Annotated in this window: 20 protein-coding genes and 1 tRNA gene; 12 read left to right on the top strand and 9 right to left on the bottom strand. The window is 57.7% G+C overall.

The window, feature by feature from the left end; translation table 11 throughout:
- Positions 1-66: 66 nt before the first annotated feature.
- Positions 67-1,986 carry a PTS mannitol transporter subunit IICBA gene (locus ACREYP_RS00280; RefSeq protein WP_336818991.1) on the bottom strand — a complete coding sequence of 640 codons (1,920 nt, stop codon included), beginning with the start codon at positions 1,984-1,986 and terminating at the stop codon, positions 67-69.
- Positions 1,987-2,452: 466 nt separating this feature from the next.
- Positions 2,453-3,052 carry an NAD(P)H oxidoreductase gene (locus tag ACREYP_RS00275; RefSeq protein WP_336818990.1) on the bottom strand — a complete coding sequence of 200 codons (600 nt, stop codon included), beginning with the start codon at positions 3,050-3,052 and terminating at the stop codon, positions 2,453-2,455.
- A gap of 100 nt (positions 3,053-3,152) precedes the next feature.
- Between ACREYP_RS00275 and ACREYP_RS00270 the strand changes: the two genes are divergently transcribed.
- From ACREYP_RS00270 to exaC, 5 genes are all read left to right on the top strand, one after another.
- Positions 3,153-4,043, top strand: coding sequence for a LysR family transcriptional regulator (locus tag ACREYP_RS00270; RefSeq protein ID WP_336818988.1), 891 nt, complete (start codon positions 3,153-3,155; stop codon positions 4,041-4,043).
- A gap of 65 nt (positions 4,044-4,108) precedes the next feature.
- Positions 4,109-4,717 carry a glutathione S-transferase gene (locus ACREYP_RS00265; protein WP_166994769.1) on the top strand — a complete coding sequence of 203 codons (609 nt, stop codon included), beginning with the start codon at positions 4,109-4,111 and terminating at the stop codon, positions 4,715-4,717.
- 69 nt (positions 4,718-4,786) lie between these two features.
- Entirely contained in the window at positions 4,787-6,175 is a 1,389-nt protein-coding gene (gene selA, locus ACREYP_RS00260) for an L-seryl-tRNA(Sec) selenium transferase (RefSeq protein ID WP_336818986.1), read from the top strand.
- The gene (gene selB, locus ACREYP_RS00255; protein ID WP_336818984.1) at positions 6,172-8,007 is read left to right on the top strand and encodes a selenocysteine-specific translation elongation factor; all 1,836 of its coding nucleotides are present in this window, start codon (positions 6,172-6,174) and stop codon (positions 8,005-8,007) included. Before selA ends, selB begins: the two co-directional genes overlap by 4 nt.
- A gap of 135 nt (positions 8,008-8,142) precedes the next feature.
- Entirely contained in the window at positions 8,143-9,681 is a 1,539-nt protein-coding gene (exaC, locus tag ACREYP_RS00250; protein ID WP_166878657.1) for an acetaldehyde dehydrogenase ExaC, read from the top strand.
- A 210-nt stretch (positions 9,682-9,891) separates the two neighbouring features.
- Here exaC and fdhD read toward each other — a convergent pair whose 3' ends face one another.
- The gene (fdhD, locus tag ACREYP_RS00245; RefSeq protein ID WP_336818981.1) at positions 9,892-10,716 is read right to left on the bottom strand and encodes a formate dehydrogenase accessory sulfurtransferase FdhD; all 825 of its coding nucleotides are present in this window, start codon (positions 10,714-10,716) and stop codon (positions 9,892-9,894) included.
- Between the two features lie 179 nt (positions 10,717-10,895).
- Here fdhD and fdnG point away from each other — a divergent pair, with 179 nt between their 5' ends.
- The 4 genes from fdnG to fdhE are packed head-to-tail and all read left to right on the top strand — an operon-like array spanning position 10,896 to position 16,419.
- Entirely contained in the window at positions 10,896-13,946 is a 3,051-nt protein-coding gene (gene fdnG, locus ACREYP_RS00240) for a formate dehydrogenase-N subunit alpha (RefSeq protein ID WP_336818979.1), read from the top strand.
- A 12-nt stretch (positions 13,947-13,958) separates the two neighbouring features.
- The gene (gene fdxH / locus ACREYP_RS00235; RefSeq protein WP_008458719.1) at positions 13,959-14,861 is read left to right on the top strand and encodes a formate dehydrogenase subunit beta; all 903 of its coding nucleotides are present in this window, start codon (positions 13,959-13,961) and stop codon (positions 14,859-14,861) included.
- Positions 14,858-15,493: a formate dehydrogenase cytochrome b556 subunit gene (fdoI, locus tag ACREYP_RS00230; protein ID WP_008458721.1), complete on the top strand. Its 636-nt coding sequence runs from the start codon at positions 14,858-14,860 to the stop codon at positions 15,491-15,493. Before fdxH ends, fdoI begins: the two co-directional genes overlap by 4 nt.
- A complete protein-coding gene (fdhE, locus tag ACREYP_RS00225) occupies positions 15,490-16,419 on the top strand; it encodes a formate dehydrogenase accessory protein FdhE (RefSeq protein WP_008458723.1) in 930 nt (309 codons plus the stop codon). The genes fdoI and fdhE overlap by 4 nt, the downstream gene beginning before the upstream one ends.
- A 51-nt stretch (positions 16,420-16,470) precedes the next feature.
- Here fdhE and ACREYP_RS00220 read toward each other — a convergent pair whose 3' ends face one another.
- Entirely contained in the window at positions 16,471-16,692 is a 222-nt protein-coding gene (locus ACREYP_RS00220; RefSeq protein ID WP_166994781.1) for a YgdI/YgdR family lipoprotein, read from the bottom strand.
- A gap of 204 nt (positions 16,693-16,896) precedes the next feature.
- Between ACREYP_RS00220 and ACREYP_RS00215 the strand changes: the two genes are divergently transcribed.
- The 3 genes from ACREYP_RS00215 (at position 16,897) to ACREYP_RS00205 (ending at position 18,453) form a co-directional block, all read left to right on the top strand.
- Positions 16,897-17,232, top strand: coding sequence for a nuclear transport factor 2 family protein (locus ACREYP_RS00215; protein WP_336818976.1), 336 nt, complete (start codon positions 16,897-16,899; stop codon positions 17,230-17,232).
- A gap of 83 nt (positions 17,233-17,315) precedes the next feature.
- Positions 17,316-18,230 carry an alpha/beta hydrolase gene (locus tag ACREYP_RS00210; RefSeq protein ID WP_336818974.1) on the top strand — a complete coding sequence of 305 codons (915 nt, stop codon included), beginning with the start codon at positions 17,316-17,318 and terminating at the stop codon, positions 18,228-18,230.
- A gap of 128 nt (positions 18,231-18,358) precedes the next feature.
- A tRNA-Sec gene (locus tag ACREYP_RS00205) sits at positions 18,359-18,453 on the top strand.
- Between the two features lie 421 nt (positions 18,454-18,874).
- Here the strand turns inward: ACREYP_RS00205 and idnR are convergent.
- The 5 genes from idnR to ACREYP_RS00180 form a co-directional block, all read right to left on the bottom strand.
- Positions 18,875-19,873, bottom strand: a complete 999-nt coding sequence (idnR, locus tag ACREYP_RS00200; protein ID WP_008458732.1) for a DNA-binding transcriptional regulator IdnR — start codon at positions 19,871-19,873, stop codon at positions 18,875-18,877.
- Positions 19,874-19,938: 65 nt separating this feature from the next.
- Positions 19,939-21,258, bottom strand: coding sequence for a gluconate:H+ symporter (locus ACREYP_RS00195; RefSeq protein WP_008458734.1), 1,320 nt, complete (start codon positions 21,256-21,258; stop codon positions 19,939-19,941).
- A gap of 194 nt (positions 21,259-21,452) precedes the next feature.
- Entirely contained in the window at positions 21,453-22,217 is a 765-nt protein-coding gene (gene idnO, locus ACREYP_RS00190) for a gluconate 5-dehydrogenase (RefSeq protein ID WP_336818970.1), read from the bottom strand.
- Between the two features lie 24 nt (positions 22,218-22,241).
- Entirely contained in the window at positions 22,242-23,273 is a 1,032-nt protein-coding gene (idnD, locus tag ACREYP_RS00185) for an L-idonate 5-dehydrogenase (RefSeq protein ID WP_336818968.1), read from the bottom strand.
- A gap of 424 nt (positions 23,274-23,697) precedes the next feature.
- Positions 23,698-24,372 (bottom strand): HAD family hydrolase, encoded by a 675-nt coding sequence (locus ACREYP_RS00180; protein WP_498881054.1) that lies wholly within the window; start codon positions 24,370-24,372, stop codon positions 23,698-23,700.
- Between the last annotated feature and the right edge of the window lie 88 nt (positions 24,373-24,460).

Raw genomic sequence — 24,460 nt, 5'->3', positions numbered from 1 at the left:
TCTCCCAAAAGGGGAGAGGGAGTAATGCTTTGCACCTGCTGCCCCTCAGGGGTGAGGGGCAGGGTCTTATTTCTTACCGGCCAGCAAATCCAGCACTTCCTGGACGCTGGTGGTGTGCGCCAGGCGCTCAATCACCGACTCATCATCCAGCGCGTTGGTCAGGCTGGTGATGACCTGGATGTGTTCGTTATTGCGGGCTGCAATACCGATCACCAGGCGAGCCACGTCTTCCGGCTCTTCACCGAAGTGAACGCCTTCCGGGTACTGGCAGAACACCACGCCGGTTTTCAGCACGCGGTCTTTTGCTTCCACGGTGCCGTGAGGAACCGCGATACCTTCACCCAGGTAGGTCGGGGTCAGTTTCTCGCGCTCAAACATCGCGTCCACGTATTCCGGCTGCACGTAGCCGCCGTTCACCAGCTGTTCACCAGCGAAGCGAATCGCTTCTTCTTTGTTGCTGGCTTTCAGGCCGAGGAACACGTTACCCGCGCCCAGCTTGAACACCGCGTCTTCGCTGGAAACAAAGCTGTCTTCCAGGCTGTGCATGACTTTTTCTTCTTTCTGACTCAGATTCTGGGAAGCCACCAGACGCTCAACCAGGTTAGCGTACAGGCTGCTGTCGAGGAAGTTGGTCAGGGAGATATGCTGCGCCTGCGGCACCTGGCGCATCGCACGCTCGGTCAGGTCGCGGTGGGTAATCACCAGGTCAACGTCGTCCGGCAGGCTGTTGATCGCGCAGTTGGTCACGGAGATATTTTTCAGGCCAGCGTCGTTCACTTTCTTACGCAGCACGCCTGCGCCCATGGCGCTGGACCCCATCCCTGCGTCGCAGGCAACGATGATTTTACGCACGTGGCTCAGGTCGTTAGACAGGCCAGCACCTACCGCCAGCGGCGCTGAGCCACCTTTGGATTCGGCTTTCATTTCCTGCATACGGCGAGCCGCAGCTTCGATGTCGTCTTCTTCTTTCACTTTGCTGGTTTTCAGCAAGATGGCGGAGACCACGAAGGAGACAACCATTGCCGCACAGATAGCCGCGATGTTAGCGAAGTACGCGCCTTTCGGCGTCATTGCCAGTACCGCCAGGATAGAACCCGGGGAAGCCGGAGACACCAGGCCGCCGTTCAGCACGGTCAGGGTGAACACGCCGGTCATACCGCCGAGGATAACGGCCAGGATCAGACGTGGGTTCATCAGCACGTACGGGAAGTAAATTTCGTGGATACCGCCCAGGAAGTGGATGATTGCCGCGCCGCCCGCAGACTGCTTAGCGTTACCGCGCCCAAAGAACATGTACGCCAGCAGAACACCCATACCCGGACCCGGGTTCGCTTCAATCAGGAAGAAGATGGATTTGCCCAGCTCGTGGGACTGCTGAATACCCAGCGGCGAGAAGATACCGTGGTTGATGGCGTTGTTCAGGAACAGGATCTTAGCTGGTTCTACAAAGATAGACGCCAGCGGCAGCATGTCGTGCACAACCATGAAGTTAACGCCTGCCGCCAGAACTTTGGACAGGACTTCAACCGCCGGGCCGATGCCGAGGAATGCCAGAATCGCCAGGATCATCCCGATGATACCGGCAGAGAAGTTGTTCACCAGCATTTCAAAGCCGGATTTGATTTTACCGTCGACCCATTTGTCGAAGTGCTTGATTGCCCAGCCGCCCAGAGGACCCGCAATCATTGCGCCGAGGAACATCGGCATATCTGCCCCGACGATAACGCCCATGGTAGTAATCGCACCCACCACGCCGCCGCGGTCACCGCCAATCAGGCGACCACCGGTAAAGCCGATCAGCAGCGGCAGCAGGTAAGTGATCATCGGGCCTACCAGCTTCGCCAGCGTTTCGTTTGGCAACCATCCGGTAGGAATAAATAAGGCCGTGATAATACCCCAGGCGATAAACGCCCCGATATTTGGCATAACCATATTGCTGAGGAAACGACCAAAGCTTTGCACTTTGATCTTGATATCGGATGACATACACATACCCCTTGTTGGTGTTCCGCGCTGAAAAGCAGCCCGAGGTTTATTGTTAACGTAGCGGCAGGGTCGCCGGCCTTATGCAGTAAAGTGACGCGAATCTGGCACTGAATCGTTAATCTGTCCAGCAACCGCCTAATTATGTGATTTAGATCACTAATACTCAGGGATCCACCTTCCACATTGAGTGATGACGATCACATAATTGCAGTGTAAAAAAAGTACACCGTGGAATTTTTAACCCTGACTGACCTTTTAATGTGACTAAAATCACATTTTGTTATGACGTCTTTGTTATTTATTTGTGACCTACTTCACAAAGTATTTTGGGGCAGATTAATCCTAATGTGATCCAGTTAAAATCTGGGCGTTGACAACAAACGGCGGGCAAGAAAGGGATGAAAGTAAATTACAGCGAAGCGGCTGGCAGAAAGCGCGACGTTGAATGCCGCGCTGGAATGAAAAGTTAGTTATCTAAGTCCGCGACAATGCCGCGCGCCTGAGCAAACAGCTGCTGGTAATGGGCGTCGCTGTCGCCAATCCCCTCTTCCACGCCGATGGTGTTATAGAGGAACTCAATTTTTGCATCTTCCACGCCCAAATATCCCATTGAGCCGTGAATATAATCGGCCATGTTTTTTTCCCAGCCATATTTCACAAACCCGGCCTGTGAGCCGCCGACCAGCGCCACCCAGCGGATTTTCTTATTGCCCAGCGTGCTGCCTGGCCCGTAGCCCAGGCCGAAGTTCCACACGCGATCCAGATAGCCTTTGAGCATGGCCGGGAAGCTGTACCACCACACCGGGAACACGATCACCACGGTGTCTTTATCTTCTAACTCGCCAAACAAGCGATGAACTTCCGGGGAATACTGTTTCTGCGGGTTGTTCCAGTCCGGCTCATCTTCCATGCCCAGCGCCGGGTTAAAGCCGCTGCGGTACAGATCGAGGGAGGAGACGTTAATGCCGCACTCGGCCGCCTCGCCCTGAATTTCCTGCACCACCTGCGCGGTTAGCGACTCACTGCGCGGGTGCGCCCAAACAATATACATATTCTCTGATTTCATGGAGTTATCTCAGACAGTGGGGATGTACGTTCACTTTACGACCGCTGGATAATTCTGTAAAACGTAGTATTTGAGATGGGTTAATGAAGGATTTTCACTAATGGCGCTGAATTTTACCGACTTCGCGACCTTTATCGCCGTGGCGCGGCACAAAAGCTTTCGCGCCGCCGGAGACGAGCTGGGGCTGTCTCCTTCGGCGATCAGCCACGGCATCAAACAGCTCGAGCAGCGCCTGAAAATTCGGCTGTTCAACCGCACCACCCGCAGCGTCTCGCTGACCGAGGCTGGCAACAACCTCTACGAGCGCCTGCGCCCGGCCTGCGACGAGATTCATACTATTCTCGATGAGGTGAACTCGTTTCGGGACACGCCGATGGGCACCCTCAAAATCAACAGTTCGCGGCTGGCTTCACGCCTTGTGCTGATGCCGCTGGTCGCCGGGTTTACCGCCCGCTATCCCGACATCAAAGTCGAAGTGACCACCGACGACAGGCTGGTGGACATCGTGAGGCAGGAGTACGACGCAGGGATACGGCTGAGCACCACGGTGGAAAAAGACATGATTGCCGTTCCCATCGGCCCAAAAGCGAGGATTTGCGTCGTCGCCACGCCGGAATACCTGGCGCAAAACCCTGCGCCAATGCACCCTCGCGAGCTGGTTAACCACTGCAGCGTCATCTTTCGTTTTCACAGCGGCCGCCCCTATTGCTGGGAGTTTTACGGGCCGGAGGGCAAGCTGGAAGTGACGCCGTGCGGCAACATCATCGTGGACGATCTCGACTCTGAGCTGGGAGCGGTGCTGTGCGGCGCAGGCATCGGCTATCTCTATCAGCAGCAGGTAGAAGAACACCTGGCAAGCGGCAGGTTGGTTTCAATGCTCGAAGACTGGCTGCCTGCGCTGCCGCCGTTCCAGTTCTATTACCCAAATCGGCAATACATGCCCAGCGCGCTGCGTGCCTTCGTTGATTACATAAAAGCGCAGCAGGCGTAGACTTTTTCACCAATGTTGGGTATCTGTTTCATACTTACCTCAAGTTGGCAAAAACGGATAATGTCATGAAACTGATCGGTAATTACACCAGCCCCTACGTGCGAAAGATCTCGGTCATCCTGCTTGAAAAAGGCCTCAGTTTTGAATTTATTAACGTCAACCCGTGGGTTGGCGACAGCCCGGCTCCGCAGTACAACCCGCTAGGCAAAGTCCCTACGCTTATCACCGATGAAGGCGAGCGCTGGTTTGATTCGCCGATCATCGCCCAATACCTTGAGCTGCTAAACATTGCGCCAGAGCTCATTCCGCACGACCCAAAAGCGGCGCTGAAAGTGCGCCAGCTTGAGGCGCTTTCCGACGGCATTCTGGACGCGGCGTTAACGTCGGTGCGTGAGAAACTGCGCCCGGCGGAACAGCAGTCTGAAGAAGTCCTGGTGCGTCAGCGCGAGAAGATTGGCCGCGCCCTCGACCTGCTGGAAGAATACGCCGCCGACGGCACCCTGGCCGCCGAGCCGCTCGATCTGGCCAGTATTTCCGCGGCCTGCGCAGTGGGCTATCTTAATTTCCGCCGCGTTTCACCGGGCTGGTGCGTGAACCGCCCTCACCTGGTCAAGCTGGTAGAACAGCTGTTCCAGCGCGAGAGTTTTGCCCGTACCGAACCGCCCGCGGCATGATCTGCGGCCAGGACAGGGGACGCTGTCCCCTGTAATATCGCCCACAAATTTCTTAATTCAGTCCTTGCCATGACGACAGCTCAAACACTTTTTAGCCATCTTCCGGCGACCGACCGCCTGCTGCGCGAAGCCGCCTTTACCGCCCTGCTTGCCGAGTTCGGCCATACCCGCGTGGTTGCCACGCTGAGAACGCTGCAAAACGAAGCGCGCGAGCACATCCGCTCGGCAAGCAAGCTGCCGGACTGGAGCGAGGACTGGGCGAAGAAAACGCGTAGCGTGCTCGAGGCCAGCCAGCGCAGCGCTCTCCAGCCCGTGTTCAACCTGACCGGTACCGTGCTGCACACCAATCTTGGCCGGGCATTACAGGCTGAAGAAGCTATCGCGGCAGTGACGGAATCCATGCGCTCCGCCGTCACGCTGGAATATTCACTGGACGATGCCGGGCGCGGCCACCGGGATCGCGCCATCGCCGACCTGCTTTGTGAGCTGACCGGGGCGGAAGACGCCTGCATCGTCAATAACAATGCGGCGGCGGTTCTGTTGATGCTGGCGGCCTGCGCAGACGGCGGTGAAGTGGTGGTTTCTCGCGGCGAACTGGTGGAGATTGGCGGCGCGTTTCGCATCCCCGACGTCATGCGTCAGGCGGGCTGCGGGCTGGTTGAAGTCGGCACCACCAACCGCACGCACCTGAAAGATTACCGCGCGGCAGCAGGGGAAAATACCTCGCTGCTGATGAAGGTCCACACCAGCAATTACCACATTGAAGGCTTCACCAAAGCCGTTAGCGAGGCCGAGCTGGTTACGCTGGGCAACGAACTAGGCCTGCCGGTCGTCACCGATCTGGGCAGCGGCTCGCTGGTGGATTTAAGCCAGTGGGGCCTGCCGCCAGAGCCGATGCCGCAGCAGCTGATCGCCGATGGCGTGAGCCTGGTGAGCTTCTCCGGCGATAAACTGCTCGGTGGCCCGCAGGCCGGGATTATCGTCGGCAAAAAGGCGTTGATCGAGCGCATTCAGAGCCACCCCCTGAAGCGTGCGCTGCGGGCCGACAAAATGACGCTGGCGGCGCTGGAAGCCACACTGCGGCTGTACCAGCACCCGGAAACGCTGGTTGAACGCCTGCCAACCCTGCGCCTGCTGACCCGCAGCGCCGAAGATATCCACCGGCAGGCCAGCCGCCTGCTGCCCGCATTTGAAGAGCGCTTTGGCAAGCGGTTCGACGTGCGCGTTGAAGCGTGCATGTCGCAAATCGGCAGCGGCTCTTTACCCGTTGATCGCCTGCCCGGTGCCGCTCTGACCTTCACGCCAAAAGATGGACGTGGCACAACGCTCGCCTCGCTGACGCAAACTCTGCGCGCGCTGGAAAGGCCGGTGATTGGCCGCGTGGCCGAGGGCCGCCTGTGGCTGGATTTGCGCTGCCTCGAAAACGAAGCGCTGCTGCTGGAGGGACTCGCCCAGTGATTATCGCCACCGCCGGGCACGTCGACCACGGCAAAACCACCCTACTTCAGGCGCTGACCGGCGTGAACGCAGACCGCCTGCCGGAAGAGAAAAAACGCGGCATGACCATCGACCTCGGCTACGCCTACTGGCCGCAGCCGGATGGCCGGGTTATCGGCTTTATCGACGTGCCCGGGCATGAAAAGTTTCTGGCCAACATGCTGGCTGGCGTCGGCGGCATCGATCATGCCCTGCTGGTCATCGCCTGCGATGATGGCGTGATGGCGCAAACCCGCGAACATCTTGCGATTTTACAGCTGACCGGCAACCCGCAGATCACAGTCGCGCTGACTAAAGCCGACCGCGTGAGCGACAGCCGCATTGCGGAAGTCCGCGATGAAGTTACTGCATTACTGGGTGATACCCAGGCCGCAATCTTTGTGACCGCCTCCACCAGCGGGGAAGGCGTCGAGGCGCTACAGCAGCATCTCAAAGGGCTGGGCGAACGCCCTCATGCCACGGCACATCGCTTCCGCCTCGCCATCGACCGCGCCTTTACGGTCAAGGGCGCAGGGCTGGTTGTGACCGGCACGGCGCTGAGCGGCGAAGTCAATATCGGCGATTCACTCTGGCTGACGGGCGCAGAAAAACCGATGCGCGTGCGCGGCCTCCACGCTCAAAACCAGCCGGTAACCCGCGCGATGGCCGGGCAGCGTATTGCGCTGAACATCAGCGGTGACGCGGAAAAAACCGACATAAGCCGGGGCGACTGGCTGCTGAGCGACAAACCGCTGCAGCCGGTTGAGCGCGTCATCGTCGAGCTGCAAACGCTGCAGCCGCTCCAGCAATGGCAGCCGCTGCATATTCACCATTCTGCCCGCCACGTGACCGGGCGAGTTTCGCTGCTCGAAGGTAATCTGGCCGAGCTGGTGCTGGATGTCCCGCTGTGGCTGGCGGATAACGACCGCCTGGTGCTGCGCGATATCAGCGCGCGCATCACGCTCGCCGGAGCCCGTGCCGTGCAGCTTCATGCGCCACGCCGTGGTAAACGCCAGCCTGCCTTCCTGAGCTGGCTGGGTGAGCTGGCAGAAACCACCGATGACCAGCAAGCGCTGGGATCTCACCTGACGCGAGGCGCCGTTTTGCTCAACGAATTTAGCTGGGCGCGTCAGTTAACAACGCAAGGGCTTCAGGCCTTACTTGCGAAGCCGGGATACTTGCAGGCGGGCAACGCGCTGTTAAGCCCGGACGTGGCCGCTCTCTGGCAGCAAAAACTGCTCGACGCGCTGGCTCGCTACCACCAGCAACACGACGATCAGCCGGGGCCGGGGCGAGAACGCCTGCGCCGTATGGCGCTGCCCGCAGAGGATGAAGGCCTGGTACTGTCGCTCATCGAAAAAATGCGCGGTGAAGGCCTAATAATGAGCCGCCAGGGCTGGCTGCATCTGCCGGGACATGAACCTGGGTTTTCCTCAGCACAGCAGGCCGTGTGGGATAAAGTCGACGCCCTGTTCGGCGACGAGCCGTGGTGGGTCCGTGACCTGGCCAAAGAAACCGGTGAAGAAGAGCAGGTCATGCGCCAGCTGCTAAGATCCGCCGCTCAGCAAGGGCTGGTCACCGCGATTCTGAAAGATCGTTATTATCGGAACGATCGCCTGCAGGCGTTTGCCGATCTGATCCGCGAGCTGGATCAAACCCACGGCGCGACCAACGCCGCCGACTTCCGCGACAGGTTGGGCGTGGGCCGCAAACTGGCGATTCAGATTCTGGAGTATTTCGACAAAATTGGCTTCACCCGGCGGCGCGGCAACGACCATCTGCTGCGCGATAAGGCGCTATTTTTACCGGCGTAATATTCCATTCTGCGGGAAGAGGTCTGTCCTCTTCCCCAGGGAATCCGTGAAGCATGTCGTAAAGCCGACGCGAAATGGCGAAGAAACAGACAGCCCGAACTACCCTTGTGAGTGAACCATCACAAGGAGACGGCCATGACAAATAATCCTCCCGATACCCGTATTATTCCCGGCGAGTATGGTTTCCCGCTCAAACTTAAACCCCGTTACGACAACTACATCGGCGGCCAGTGGGTTGCCCCGGTTGGCGGCCAGTACTATGCAAACCTCACCCCGGTAACCGGCCAGCCGCTGTGCGAAATCGCCAGCTCCGGCAAGGCCGACATCGACCTGGCGCTGGATGCTGCCCACGCGGCTAAAAAGGGCTGGGGACAGATGTCCGTGCAGGAGCGCGCGTCTATCCTGCTAAAAATTGCCGACCGCATGGAGCAAAACATTGAGCTGCTGGCGACGGCGGAAACCTGGGACAACGGCAAACCGATTCGCGAAACCAGCGCCGCCGACGTGCCTCTGGCTATCGACCACTTTCGCTACTTCGCCTCCTGCATTCGTGCCCAGGAAGGCGGCATCAGCGAGGTGGATAAAGACACCGTCGCCTATCACTTCCACGAACCGCTTGGCGTGGTGGCGCAGATCATCCCGTGGAACTTCCCACTGCTGATGGCGAGCTGGAAAATGGCCCCGGCGCTGGCGGCGGGCAACTGCATCGTACTGAAGCCTGCGCGACTGACCCCGCTCTCCGTGCTGCTGCTGATGGAGCTGGTTGGCGACCTGCTGCCGCCGGGCGTGGTTAACGTGGTCAACGGCGCGGGCGGTGAAATAGGTGAATACCTGGCGACCTCCAAACGCATCGCTAAAGTGGCGTTTACCGGCTCCACCGAAGTCGGCCAGCAGATCATGCAGTACGCCACCCAGAACATTATCCCGGTCACGCTGGAGCTGGGCGGCAAATCCCCGAACATCTTCTTCGCCGACGTAATGGAAGAGGAAGACGCCTTCTTCGACAAGGCGCTAGAAGGCTTTGCGCTGTTCGCCTTCAACCAGGGCGAGGTCTGCACCTGCCCAAGCCGCGCGCTGGTGCAGGAGTCCATCTACGAACGTTTCATTGAACGCGCGATCCGCCGCGTAGAAGCCATTCGCTCCGGCAACCCGCTGGACAGTCGCACCCAGATGGGCGCGCAGGTGTCTCAGGGGCAGATGGAAACCATCCTCAACTACATCGACATCGGCAAGAAAGAAGGTGCGGATGTACTTACTGGCGGGCGCAGAAAAGCGCTGACGGGCGACCTGCAGGCGGGCTACTACCTTGAGCCGACCATCCTGTTCGGTAAAAACAACATGCGTGTGTTCCAGGAGGAAATTTTCGGGCCGGTGCTCGCCGTCACTACGTTTAAAACCGTGGAAGAGGCGCTGGAGCTGGCAAACGACACGGAATACGGCCTGGGCGCGGGCGTGTGGAGCCGTAACGGCAGCCTGGCGTATAAAATGGGGCGCGGCATTCAGGCCGGGCGCGTGTGGACCAACTGTTATCACGCCTACCCGGCGCACGCGGCGTTCGGGGGCTACAAACAGTCCGGGATTGGGCGCGAAACCCATAAGATGATGCTGGAGCATTATCAGCAGACGAAGTGCCTGCTGGTGAGCTATTCCGATAAGCCGCTGGGCCTGTTCTGAGGATTGACCCTCACCTTAACCCTCTCCCTGGCAGGGAGAGGGGACGAGTTAGCGTTGCCTGTTAGATATTTTCTCCTGGCTCGCCTGGGGAGAGGATTGCTCCACCTTTCACTTCTTTCCTCCCTCGCTCCTATGGGGAGAGGATTGCTTCATCTTCCACTTCTTTCCTCCCTCTCCCCTTTGGGGAGAGGGCCGGGATGAGGGGAAAACCTAGCGGAGCCGCTCAGGATGCGTATAAACCGTTGCCCGCCCAGGCCGGTTAAAGCCCACCAGCGTGAGATTTGTCCGCTGCGCAACTTCAACCGCTAATGAGGTCGCCGCAGACACCGCGAACAGGATTTCAATGCCGCACATCGCGGCCTTCTGCACCATTTCATAGCTAGCCCGGCTCGACACCAGCGCAGCGCCGTTGTGCCACGGGTTACGGCTGCGAACGCCGAGCATTTTATCCAGCGCTACGTGGCGGCCAATATCTTCCCTTCCGTCGAGGATGTGGCCCTCTGGATCTAGCCAAAGTGCCGCATGGGTACAGCCGGTCAGCTCGCCGACGGGCTGGTAGTCACGCATTTTTTTCAGCGCCGCATCCAGGTTCTCCAGGGCAAAAGTCTGGGTAAACGGCAGCGGCGGAACCGGGCGGCCAATGTCGTTTAACTGCTCGACGCCGCAAACGCCGCAGCCGGTTCGCCCGGCCAGCGCTCGCCGGCGCTCTTTCAGCCCCATAAAGCGGCGGCTGGACAGCTCAATTTGCACTTCAATACCGTTGCAGGACGGCGACACATCCATCCCATAAATCTCCGCAGGGCTTTCAATGATGCCTTCGGACAGCGAAAACCCGAGGGCAAACGCTTCGAGGTCTTTAGGCGATGCCATCATCACAACGTGTGAAATGCCGTTGTAAACCAGCGCCACGGGCACTTCCTCCGCCAGCCAGTCGGTTTCTGCCACGGTGAGATTGCCCCGGTGCCAAAGATCAATCGTGCGCGCGCCGGTGATCTGCGCCACAGTTTCTTTTTCAGAGTAGCGAAATTTGTTCACTTAGTTTTAACCATTCGAGAACACCCTCAGGACCATTGTGGTATTCTACTTAATACCCCTTCCGGATGAAGGGAAGAAAGCCATCAAAATCTATACTGGTTCTAATTGTGAACCTTTGCGGGTTACCCCGCAAAATAAATCCTAAGCAATGTGAAATGTCGAAATGTAAGGAGCGATCCATGCAGGTCAGCAGAAGGCAGTTCTTTAAGATCTGCGCTGGCGGTATGGCAGGCACCACGGCAGCAGCACTGGGTTTTGCCCCCGGCGCTGCGCTAGCGGAAACCCGGCAGTACAAGCTGCTGCGCACCCGTGAAACCCGTAACACCTGCACATACTGCTCCGTGGGCTGTGGGCTATTGATGTATAGCCTCGGCGACGGCGCAAAAAACGCAAAAGCCTCAATTTTCCATATCGAAGGTGACCCGGACCACCCGGTAAACCGCGGCGCGCTGTGCCCGAAAGGGGCCGGTCTGGTGGACTTCATCCACTCCGAAAGCCGCCTGAAAACGCCTTCTTACCGCGCGCCAGGCTCCGATAAATGGCAGCCAATCAGCTGGGACGATGCCTTTAACCGCATCGCGAAGCTGATGAAAGAAGACCGCGACGCCAACTTCATCGAAAAGAACGACCAGGGCACCACGGTCAACCGCTGGCTCTCCACGGGGATGCTTTGCGCCTCCGCGTCCAGCAACGAAACCGGCTATTTAACCCAGAAATTTTCCCGCGCCCTCGGCATGCTTGCCGTGGATAACCAGGCGCGTGTCTGACACGGACCAACGGTAGCAAGTCTTGCTCCAACATTTGGTCGCGGTGCGATGACCAATCACTGGGTTGATATCAAAAACGCCAACCTCATCGTGGTAATGGGTGGGAACGCGGCAGAAGCGCATCCGGTGGGATTCCGCTGGGCGATGGAAGCCAAAATTCACAACGGCGCGAAGCTGATTGTGATCGATCCTCGCTTTACGCGAACCGCTTCGGTGGCGGATTTCTACACGCCTATCCGTTCCGGGACCGACATTGCATTCCTGTCGGGCGTCCTGCTGTACCTGATAAACAACAACAAATTCAATCGCGAATACGTCGAGTCTTACACCAACGCCAACCTGATTGTGCGTGAGGACTTCGGCTTCGACGACGGCCTGTTCACCGGCTACGACGCGGCAAACCGCAAGTACGACAAAACCACCTGGAACTACGAGCTGGATGAAGAAGGCTTCGCCAAACGCGATCTGACGCTTCAGCACCCGCGCTGCGTGTGGAACCTGCTGAAAGAGCATATTTCCCGCTACACGCCGGATGTGGTCACCAGCATCTGCGGTACGCCGAAGGAAGACTTCCTGAAGGTGTGCGAGTACATCGCCGAAACCAGCGTGGCGGACAAAACCGCATCGTTCCTGTACGCCCTGGGCTGGACACAGCACTCCATCGGCGCGCAGAACATCCGCACCATGGCGATGATCCAGCTGCTGCTCGGCAACATGGGGATGGCGGGCGGCGGCGTTAACGCCCTGCGTGGCCACTCCAACATTCAGGGTCTGACCGACCTCGGCCTGCTTTCCACCAGCCTGCCGGGTTACATGAACCTGCCCAGCGAAAAACAGGTGGATATCGACAGCTATCTGGCGGCCAACACGCCGAAACCGCTGCTGAAAGGCCAGGTGAACTACTGGGGCAACTACCCGAAATTCTTCGTCTCGATGATGAAAGCCTTCTTTGGCGACAAAGCGACGAAAGAAAACAACTGGGGCTACGACTGGTTGCCGAAGTGGGACAAAGGCTACGACGTGCTGCAGTACTTCGAGATGATGAGCCAGGGCAAGGTCAACGGTTATCTGTGCCAGGGCTTTAACCCGGTGGCCTCGTTCCCTAACAAGAACAAGGTCGTGGCCTCGCTTTCGAAGCTGAAGTTCCTGGTCACCATTGACCCGCTGAACACCGAAACCTCCAACTTCTGGCAGAACCACGGCGAGATGAACGACGTTGATCCGTCGCAAATCCAGACCGAGGTGTTCCGCCTGCCATCCACCTGCTTCGCGGAAGAGAACGGCTCCATCGTCAACTCCGGGCGCTGGCTGCAGTGGCACTGGAAGGGGGCGGATGCGCCGGGGGAAGCGCTGAACGACGGCGAAATCCTCTCCGGCATCTTCACCCGCCTGCGCCGCATGTACGAGCGCGACGGCGGCAAAGTGCCTGAGCAGGTACTGAACATGACCTGGCAGTACCTGACCCCGGATAACCCGGCGCCGGAAGAAGTGGCCATGGAAAGCAACGGCAAGGCGCTGGCAGACCTGATTGACCCGGCCACCGGCGCGGTGCTGGTGAAAAAAGGGCAGCAGCTCAGCTCCTTTGCTCAGCTGCGCGACGACGGGACAACGTCCAGCGGCTGTTGGATCTTCGCCGGGAGCTGGACGCCGGACGGCAACCAGATGGCACGCCGCGACAACGCCGACCCGTCAGGCCTGGGCAATACGCTCGGCTGGGCATGGGCGTGGCCGCTTAACCGCCGCATTCTGTATAACCGTGCCTCCGCCGATCCGTCGGGTAAACCGTGGGATGAAAAACGCCGCCTGATCTCCTGGGATGGCGCGAAATGGGGCGGCATCGACGTGCCGGACTACAGCACCGCTGCGCCGGACAGCGGCGTCGGGCCGTTTATCATGCAGCCGGAAGGCCTGGGTCGCCTGTTTGCCCTCGACAAGATGGCAGAAGGGCCGTTCCCGGAACACTACGAGCCGTTTGAAACGCCGCTGGGTACCAACCCGCTGCACCCGAACGTGGTCTCCAACCCGGCGGCACGCGTGTTTAAAGATGACCTGGAGGCGATGGGCACGCACGACAAGTTCCCGTATGTCGGCACCACCTATCGTCTGACGGAGCACTTCCACTACTGGACCAAGCACGCGCTGCTGAACGCCATCGCGCAGCCGGAGCAGTTTGTCGAGATTGGCGAGAAGCTTGCCAACAAGCTCGGCATCGCCCACGGCGACACGGTGAAGGTCTCCTCCAACCGCGGCTACATCAAGGCCAAAGCGGTGGTGACCAAGCGTATCCGCACGCTGGACGTTCACGGCCAGAAAGTGGACACCATCGGGATCCCGATTCACTGGGGTTACGAGGGCGTGGCGAAGAAAGGCTTTATCGCCAACACCCTGACGCCGTTTGTCGGGGATGCCAACACGCAAACGCCAGAGTTCAAGGCGTTCCTGGTCAACGTGGAAAAGGTGTAACGGAGACGAATTATGGCTTATCAATCTCAGGACATTATCCGTCGTTCCGCCACTAACGGCTTCACGCCCGCGCCTCAGGCGCGGGATCACCAGCAAGAGGTCGCCAAGCTTATCGACGTCACCACCTGCATCGGCTGTAAGGCCTGCCAGGTGGCGTGCTCGGAGTGGAACGACATCCGTGATGAAGTGGGGCACAACGTCGGGGTGTACGACAACCCGGCGGACCTGACCGCCAAATCCTGGACGGTGATGCGCTTCTCGGAAGTGGAGCAGAACGACAAACTGGAATGGCTGATCCGCAAAGACGGCTGTATGCACTGCGCGGATCCGGGCTGCCTGAAGGCGTGCCCGTCGGAAGGGGCTATTATTCAGTATGCCAACGGCATCGTCGACTTCCAGTCCGAACAGTGCATCGGCTGCGGCTATTGCATTGCGGGCTGCCCGTTCGACGTGCCGCGCCTGAACCCGGAGGACAACCGCGTCTACAAATGCACCCTGTGCGTAGACCGCGTCACCGTGGGCCAGGAGCCTGCATGCGTGAAAACCTGTCCGACCGGGGCGATTCATTTCGGCTCGAAAGAGGATATGAAGACCCTCGCCGGCGAGCGCGTGGCGGAACTGAAAACCCGTGGTTATGACAACGCAGGTTTGTACGATCCGGCAGGCGTTGGCGGGACGCACGTGATGTACGTGCTGCACCATGCGGACAAGCCGACGCTGTATCACGGCCTGCCGGAGAACCCGTCCATCAGCCCAACCGTGAAGTTCTGGAAAGGCGTCTGGAAACCGCTGGCCGCCATCGGCTTTGCGGCAACCTTCGCCGCCAGCGTCTTCCACTACGTTGGGGTCGGCCCGAACCGTGCCGATGAAGAGGACGATAATCTGCACCATGACGACGACGAGGTGCGTAAATGAAAAAGCAACCGACCATTCAGCGCTATAGCGCGCCCGAGCGCATCAACCACTGGATCACCGCCTTCTGCTTCGTGCTGGCGGCGGTGAGCGGACTGGGCTTTTTCTTCCCGTCCTTCAACTGGCTGATGGGCATTCTCGGCACGCCGCAGCTGGCGCGCATCCTCCACCCGTTCGTTGGGGTGGTGATGTTCGCCTCCTTCATCATCATGTTTTTCCGTTACTGGCACCACAACCTAATCAATCGGGATGATATCTTTTGGGCGAAGAATATTCGTAAGATCGTCGTCAACGAGGAAGTGGGAGACACCGGGCGCTATAACTTCGGCCAGAAATGCGTGTTCTGGGCGGCGATTATTTTCCTGGTGCTGTTGCTGGCGAGCGGCGTGATTATCTGGCGTCCTTACTTTGCGCCAGCCTTCCCAATTCCGGTTATTCGATTTGCGTTAATGCTGCATTCATTTGCCGCGGTAGCGTTAATTGTGGTTATCATGGTGCATATTTACGCCGCCCTTTGGGTAAAAGGCACCATCACCGCGATGGTGGAGGGCTGGGTTACCACGACGTGGGCGAAGAAACATCACCCGAAATGGTATCGCGAAGTCCGCCGGAAACAGGAAAAGTCATCTGAATGAGTATTCGCATAATCCCGCAAGATCAGCTGGAGAAGAGCGAGAAACGCACGGCGGAAGTGATTCCGCCGTTATTATTCCCCAGGCTCAAAAATCTCTACAACCGCCGTGCTGAACGCCTGCGCGAGCTGGCTGCCAGCAACCCGCTGGGCGACTATCTGCGCTTTGCCGCGCTGATTGCCCACGCGCAGGAAGTGGTGCTGTACGACCACCCCCTGGAGATGGATTTAACCGCCCTGATTGCCGAAGCAGCTAAAACCGGCAAGCCGCCGCTGGATATTCACGTCCTGCCGCGCGACCCGCACTGGCAGCGCCTGCTGCAGTCGCTGATTGCCGAGCTGAAGCCTGAGATGGACGGCCCGGCGTTAGCGGTGATTGAAAATCTTGAAAAGGCGTCTTCCCAGGAGCTGGAAGAGATGGCCACCGCGCTGTTCAACGCCGACTTCGCGCTCGTCAGCAGCGACAAGGCACCGTTTATCTGGGCTGCGCTGTCGCTCTACTGGGCGCAAATGGCGACGCTTATCCCCGGCAAAGCCAAAGCCGAATATGGCGAACAGCGCCAGTTCTGCCCGGTTTGCGGCTCGATTCCGGTTTCCAGCATGGTGCACATCGGCACCACTAACGGCCTGCGTTATTTACATTGCAATCTATGCGAAACCGAATGGCACGTGGTGCGCGTGAAGTGCAGCAACTGCGAGCAGACCCGCGACTTAAACTACTGGTCGCTGGACAGCGAACAGGCGGCGATCAAAGCCGAAAGCTGCGGCGACTGCGGCACCTACCTGAAAATTCTCTATCAGGAAAAGGACCCGAAAGTGGAAGCCGTCGCCGACGACCTGGCCTCGCTGGTGCTTGACGCCCGCATGGAGCAGGAAGGCTTCGCCCGCAGCAGCATCAACCCGTTCTTATTCCCTGGCGAAGGGGAATAAAACTGCCCTACCGGCCAGCTTGCGCTGGCCGGTAGTTTTCTTTTCTAACGATCAGCCGCGCTTAATCAGCTGGGTGATTTGATCGTTTTGGATCTGATGCTCCACGCCCTGCGCGTCATAGTAGCGCGTCAGTCCGGTTTGCTTATCCACCTCTGGTTTACCTTTGGTGACGATCATTTCCCCATTTTTGGTCGCCATTACGTAGCTGCTGGAGCAGGCCACAACCGAGAACGCCACCACGCCAACCAACATCATCCCGAAAAGTTTTTTCATTTTTGCCAACCCTGTATTGTTTTAGACACGGGATTGTAACGGGATGAAATGCAACCGGTTGTTAATGTGTATTGCGAAGAGAGACAGGAGGCTTAACCTCGTCACCATTCCTTTCATTAGACATTTTCCATCGGGCAAGAGACGCTGTCCCGGCACACAACCATATTTTGGCAGCCCGCCAGTTTCTCTTATCAGGATACTTTTATGTCAGTCACAGACCCCGTCATCCGCCAGTTCGAGGCGTACAACGCCCACGACCTCGACGCCTTTACAGCCTGCTTTAGCGAAGATTTCACCGCCTATCGCCCGCCAGCCGTAACGCCTTCTCTGGCAGGACACGATGCCCTGTATGCCTTCTACAAAGATCACCGCTTCAATAACCCGGCCCTGCGAGCAGAAATCATTTCCCGCACCGCAATGGGCAACAAGGTGTTCGATCATGAGAAGATCCACGGCCTAAGCGATGAACCGATTGAAAGCATGGCCGTTTTCGAAGTGGAAAATGGGCTGATAAAAACGGCATGGTTCTTTTTTGGCTGAACCCTGCCCGCCATAAATGATGGGTTTACCTGGCCAGTTTGTCGGCATAGGATATGGATATTCATCCAGTAAAAGGACGTATTATGGCCCTCGAACCCGCTATTGCCCGGCTGGTGAATGACTTTATTGCCGCCGGTCGCCCCTCTTCCCGCCAGCAAAGTTTTGCCGACCGCCGGGCGGGCTATATCGCCAGTACCGTGCTGGCCGGTGAAACGGAAACCAGAGTCCAGGTGGAAGATATTTCACTGGAGGGAATGCCGTTACGGGTCGTTTCCCCACTCGACGCCAGTGGAACACTACCGACGGTGATTTATTATCACGGCGGCTGCTTTGTCAGCGGCGGGTTTGCCACTCACGATAATCAGCTCCGCCAGTTAGCTTTTCACAGCGGATGCCGGGTCATTGCCGTGCAGTATCGCCTGGCCCCAGAACACACTTACCCTGCCGCCCATGATGATGCCGAACGTGCTGCCATATTAATCAGGCAGCACGCCATGAATTTAGGCGTCGATAGTGAGCGTATCACGCTTGCCGGAGACAGCGCGGGCGGGCATATCGCCCTGGTAACCGCCCTGCGTCTGAAAGCCGCCAAGGAATGGCTCCCGGCTAGCCTGATGCTGATTTATCCGATGCTCGACGCCAGCGCTCAGCAACCAAGCTACCAGCAGAACGGCGAAGACTACATTATCACCCGCGACACGCTGCTCAGTGGCTTTGAAGCTTATTTCCCTGGAACGGATGTGATGCATCCGGAAGCCAGCCCGCTGTGGCGCGAAGATTTTGCCGGGCTGCCACCAGTGCATATCCTCACCGCCGAATACGATCCCCTGCGCGATGAGGGCGAATTACTTTATTCCCAGCTTATAGAACAAGGTGTTACGGCAAGCTGCCAGCGCTATCTGGGCGTGATCCACGGTTTCTTTCAGCTGGGCGGCATTAGCCTGACAGCGAGAGAGGCCATAAGAGACATAGCCTGGCGAACCGCGTCAACGGAGTGATTCCCAGGTCGTTAGACTGATTTAGCAAATAATTTCACTTTAGGCGCAGGATATATTCTTACTGACCCATTGGGCAGCAGCATGAAACCCGGTATACTGCGCCCGCCTCCATGTAGCAATGCAGGCGCGGAAGGTCGTCGTCTCCGGTGAGGCGGCTGGACTTCAACTCCAGTTGGTGCCGCCAGCGGCGCCGGGCAGGTTCGACTCCTGTGACTTTCCGCCAAGTTTAAAATATCAAAAACATCTAAATAAAATAATTGGTTGAGAATATTAAAATATTTCCACCAAAGCACATTAATGTTTTAGCGTGCAATCTACTTCATGCAACATTCCAAAAATTCGTAATAATCCTTATTAACTTTCAGCGCGATACAAATCTTATACATCCATAGATGATGCTGGCCACTTCCAGGTACGGAAATATTGCAGCTCTCTGTTAATCACGATGTTTAACCTTCTGATCGACAGCCTGCGAGCGCCCCGCTTTGTCCGCGCAGATTCAGGTCTGGCAACGATCGATAGCCAGTCCGGAAATAATATTCACTAGCCCCTCACCCGACCCTCTTCCTAAAAGGGAGAGGGGAAAAATACGCGGCGTCATCAACGGCGTGTTCCCTTCCTGGCGCCTGCCTCACAAAACCCGCTCACAGCGTCTGCCCGTGGTAAATCTGGTAGCCCAAATCAATGGTGTTGTGGTTCAGGTCTTCATTGCCGATCTTATCCAGCAGCATTCTGGCCGCCACCCGGCCAATGTCAAAGCGGGGGGTGATCACACTTGCCAGGCTGGGGATCATCTGGCGCCCCATCTCCAGCCCGTGAAAACCGGCGATCGAGATCTGTTCCGGGACAAGCAGGCCCCGCTCGCGGCAGAGCAGCAGGGCGCCCATCGCAATATCGTCGTTCGTGCAGAATACGCCGTCCAGATCGGGGTAAGTCGCCATTGCGTCGCGCATCAGCTGCATGCCGAGGTGGATGGATGAAATGGCTTTCGGGTTGATGCGCTGCGGCTCCAGGCCGCGCTGCGTCATGGCATCGCAGTAGCCGCGAAAGCGCTGCTCGTCGCGCACGTCATCTTTTGAACCGAGGTAGACGATCCTGCGCCGCTGTCGCTTGTCCAGCATGGTGCCAACCATGTCTAACGCGGCCTGGCGGTTATCAAACCCCACTTCCATATCCAGCCGGTCGCCCTGAATATCCATCAGTTCCACAACCGGGATGGCAGCGGACCGCAAAAACTTCACGGTGCGGAAGGTGTGGTACTTCTCGCAGAGAATAATGCCGTCGATGTTGTAGGAGAGCAGGTTAATCACCGACTCCTCTTCCGACTCGCGGTTGTAGTTATAGTTGGCGATCAGCGTCTGGTAATTCTGCCCGGACGTGACGGACTCAATGCCGGCGAGAATGTCGGCGAAGAGCTGGTTCTGAAAAGAAGGAATCAGCACCCCCAGCGTAAAGCTGCGGGCATTCAGCAGCATACCGGGGGCCCGATTGGGCACGTAATCAATCTCTTCCATGATTCGGGCGATGCGCAGCCCGGTTTCCTTTGCAACCTTTTTAGGCGAACGGATGTAGCGGCTGACGGTCATCTTCGTTACGCCAGCCAGCGTGGCGATATCCTGCAAAGAAATGCGATGGTTTCTCATCGGCCCTCTCTATACCGGGGCGCAGCGCGCGCACCCGGTGGCCTGTCGGCGAGTCATACAACGATTTAATGCAAAACGGCATTTATCGTCAATACGCCCAGCAGCCCCATGACTGAGATCAGCGTTTCCATAACGGTCCAGGTACGCAGCGTTTCCCCCACGCTGAGGTTAAAGTAGCCCTTAAACAGCCAGAATCCCGGATCGTTAACGTGAGAGGCGATCACGCTCCCCGCCCCGGTCGCCAGCACCATCAGGGCCGGGTCGGCGTGGGTCACGCTGATGATAGGCAGCACCACGCCTGCGGTAGTGATCGCCGCGACGGTCGCCGAACCCAGCGCAATACGCAGCAGAGCAGCTACCGTCCAGCACATCAGCAGCGGCGAGAGCGGCGCGCCGTTCATCAGGTGCGCGATGTACTGCCCTACGCCGCTGTCGACCAGCACCTGCTTAAAGGCGCCGCCACCGGCGATGATAAACACGATCATCGCGATAGCGCCGATAGAGTCCCCGGCGATGTTCATCACCTGCTCCATGCTTCGCCCTTTGCGCCAGCCGAGGGTAAAGGTGGCGATAGTCAGGGCAATAAACAGCGCGACCGCCGGGTTACCAATAAAGTCGAGGAAAGATCTGAGCCCACTTTTTTCAGGCAGCACCACGTTACAAAGCGCGGCAATGGCCATCAGCAGCACGGGCGTGATGGACACCAGCAGGCTGTTCCAGAACGAAGGCATTTCCGCCTCGCTGAACACCCGCGAGCTGAACAGACCTTCCGGCGGCTGCTTTTCAAACCGGGTTAACAAACGGGAGAACAGCGGTCCGGCAACGATAATAGTCGGCAGGCTGATAATCAGCCCGTATAGCAGGGTGGTACCGAGATTGGCGTTATACATGGTGGCAATCGCGGTCGGCCCCGGGTGCGGCGGCAGGAAGCAGTGCGTGACCGACAGCGCGGCCACCATCGGTACCCCCACATACAGCAGCGGCAGGCCGGACGAGGCGACAACGGTGAACACCAGCGGCAAAAGCAGCACAAAGCCGACCTCAAAGAACATCGCCATCCCAACCACCAGCCCGGCAATCATCAGCGCCCACTGTACGCGCTTCGCGCCGAAGGCCTCGATCAGGGTGGTGGCGATGCGCTGCGCCGCCCCGGTATCCGAAATCAGCTTCCCGAGCATCGCCCCAAAGCCAAGGATCATCGCCAGCCCGCCGAGGGTGCCGCCAATCCCGTTTTGAATGGAGTGCAGAATCGCCTGGGGATCCATTCCCTCCGCAAACCCAACCACCGCCGCCACCAGAACCAGCGCGATAAAGCCGTTCACTTTAAAACCGATCATCAGGACCAGCAGCAGGGCGACGCCTGCGGCAATAATAAGTAATGGCATACGCTTATCTCTTATCAGTGCAAAAAAAGCAGCGCGAAGCGCTGCAGGTTAGTGGTCAGGTCGGGCAGTCAGCGCGTTTAAAAAAGCTGAAAACCAATCGCTTGATTTTCAGCTTTCTGCGGCGAGAGAAGGCCCATGCTCTCCACCTTTTATTCGGTCTACCCGCCTTCACTTTTCGGCAGGCACTCGCGCCGTTAAACGGCGGCCAGCATGCCGCCATCAACAAACAACAGGTGCCCGTTAACGAAATCTGAAGCTTTTGAAGAGAGGAACACCGCGGCGCCAATCAGCTCCTGCGGATCACCCCAGCGTGCGGCGGGCGTCCGTTTGCACAGCCAGCCGCTGAACGCTTCGTCATTCACCAGCGCCTGAGTCATTTCCGTTTTGAAGTAGCCGGGGGCGATGCCGTTGACCTGAATGTTGTGGCGGGCCAGCTCAACGCACATGCCCCGGGTCAGCATCTTCACCGCGCCTTTCGAGGCGGCGTAAGGCGTGATCGTGTCGCGCCCCAGCTCACTCTGCATAGAGCAGATATTGATCACCTTCCCGGCCTGGCGCGCCACCATCCGGCGGGTCACCGCCTGCGAAACCAGGAAAACGCCGGTCTGGTTCACCGCAATCACATCATTCCAGTCCTGCTCGGGGAACTCGGTAAAAGGATGGCGGCGCTGAATTCCGGCGTTGTTCACCAGCACATCAATCGGGCCCACTTCCTGCTCAATGCGCTCCACAGCCGCATCGACATCTTGTTTCTGCGTCACGTCGAACGGGGCGCCCACGGCGCGGATCCCTTCGCCCCGCAGCTTTTGCACCGCAGCCTCGACCTTAGCTGGCGTGCTGGCGTTGACGACAATCTGCGCCCCGTACTGACCCAGCCCGGTAGCCATCAGGTACCCGAGCCCCTGCGCAGAGCCGGTAATCAGGATGTTCTTGCCTTTCAGTGAAAAAAGATCGTTCATTGCCTTAATCCTTATTAACAGGCCTCAGAAAACCAGCTGGACTTTCGCGGCCTGGGTTTTATCCCCGGCAAAGATCAGCGCCTGCTCCAGGTCGGTAAAGGCATACTCTGCGCTCAGCAACGGCAGCGGGTTAATCACCTTGTTAGCCAGCCAGGAAACGGCCGTATTGAACTCCGTGGTGAAGCGGAAAGAGCCTTTCAGCGAAATCTCTTTGGCGATGAGCATCATCATGGGGAATTCCGGCACTGCGCCGCCCATTCCCACCTGCACCATGGTGCCTTTGGCGCGGGTCACTTCCAGGCAGGTGGTTACTGAAGAAGGGTGGCCGGAGGCTTCAAAGCTGATATCGAAGTAGCCTTTTTCCTCTTTCCAGCCGTCCAGGCTATCGTGCAGCGGGTTCACCAGCGTGTCGGCGCCCATCTGCGCGGCCAGCGAAAGCGAGCGCGGGCTGACATCGGCGCAGACAATTTCTGCCGCTCCCAGCGTTTTTACCGCGCTGGCGATCAGGCAGCCAATCGGCCCTACGCCGGAGATAAACACGCGCTTGCCCTGCAGATCTCCCGCCTCGTGCGCGGCGTGGATGGCCACCGCCAGCGGCTCGGCAAACACCATCACTTTTTCATCCGCTTCAGCGGGATAGGGAACGCACTGCGCGCAGTCGACGGTTTTAAAGCGGGTAAAGCCGCCGTCAACGTGTGGGAAGTACATTGCGCTGCCGAAGAAGCGCATGGTTGTGCATTGATTTTCTTCCTGGCTAAGGCAATATTTACAATGGCCACAAGGTTTGGATGGATTAATAGCGACCGTCTGCCCTTCATGTAATTCAGGAGAATCGGTATGCACTACCGTGCCAATAACTTCATGGCCTAAAATCATTGGGGCTTTTACGGCAAAGTTGCCGACCCTCCCTTCCTGATAATAATGCAAATCGGACCCGCAAATGCCTCCCCGGGAAATCTTCAGCAACGTCCCTTTATTATTCCACTCAATTTCCTGATGGCTAACGGAAACGGTTTGCTTGCCTGAGATCACACAGGATTCAGTGTTAATTTTCATCAATGCCTCAATAGTCAGCGGGTAAAACTCAGCGCTATTTAAAGGCTTTTACCTGCCCATAATTGTGATGAAAATCACACTTAAAGGCTGTTACAGAAGGATGTTACGCATAACGTGACGCACCTTTTAGTTCTTAGCGGTTGGCGCCAGGGATGGGGCGATGTAATGCGGAAAATAAAAAAATAGCTTCTGAGAATTCTGATAAATAAATAAAAAACATCAAAAACCTTTAAAAGAAAAATACATGAACGTTCTGCAAATCAAATATTAGCCATCATGAAAAGTATGAATTATTTATTTACAAAGTAGAGTAATATTTTTAATTACCCATGAGAATGAAAGAGATAACCCGGCACTCATCGGCCGGGAATCTGTCAATCACCTTGAATAGGCTCTGCCACAAAAGAGAGCCTGAATAATTAGCTTAGCTGCAAGAGAATACCCGAGCCGTCGGCCTCAACTCGCAGGGCATCGTAATTTTCCGCGCCGGTATAACGAGAGAGCTCCCCGGTGTGGTGAGCGTTGGTGCCGGAAATGACAAAGATTTTTGCGCCTGCCGCTTCACCGGCTTGTACACCCGCAGGGCATCCTCAAACACCAGGCAGTCGGCCGCGTTTACGCCCAATTTTTCCGCCGCCAGCAGGTAGCCCTCCGGGGCGGGTTTACCGAGACGGACGTCTTCCGCCGCAATAATGACTTTGGGTTCAGGCAAACCGGCGGCCTGAATGCGGCGCAGCGCCAGCGCTTTTGGGGCGGAGGTAAAAATGGCCCAGCGATCCATCGGCAGCGCCTGCAAAAACTCTCGCGCGCCGCCGATGGCTTCCACGCCATCCACATCGGCGATTTCAGCTTCGGTAATCCGCTGTGCTTCGGCTTCGGCATCCACGCCCGGTAGATTCTGGCGGGCAATCGTCTCCACCGCGCGCACGCCGTGAATGGTGGGCAGGAAAGCGACCGGATCGATGCCGTGACGCACGGCCCACTCACCCCAGATGCGTTCTGCCACGCGAATGGAGGTCAGAATGGTGCCGTCCATATCAAAGAAGAAGGCCGAAAAGCGCTGGCCGTTAAAAAGTATATCGCCCGTTTGTGCTGTCAATGACGTGCTCTCCACAGGAGTCTGATGGTCTGCGGAGCATCATACATGGGCGTTATTTATTGTTCACCTGGGCAACCACCTTCTCCCT

The organism is Enterobacter sp. TMH.L2 (genome assembly GCF_050847315.1).
In the GTDB taxonomy this organism is placed as follows: Bacteria; Pseudomonadota; Gammaproteobacteria; order Enterobacterales; family Enterobacteriaceae; genus Cedecea.
The sequence above is the reverse complement of the archived record's forward strand: the minus strand, read 5'-3'. Positions and strand labels throughout refer to the sequence as shown.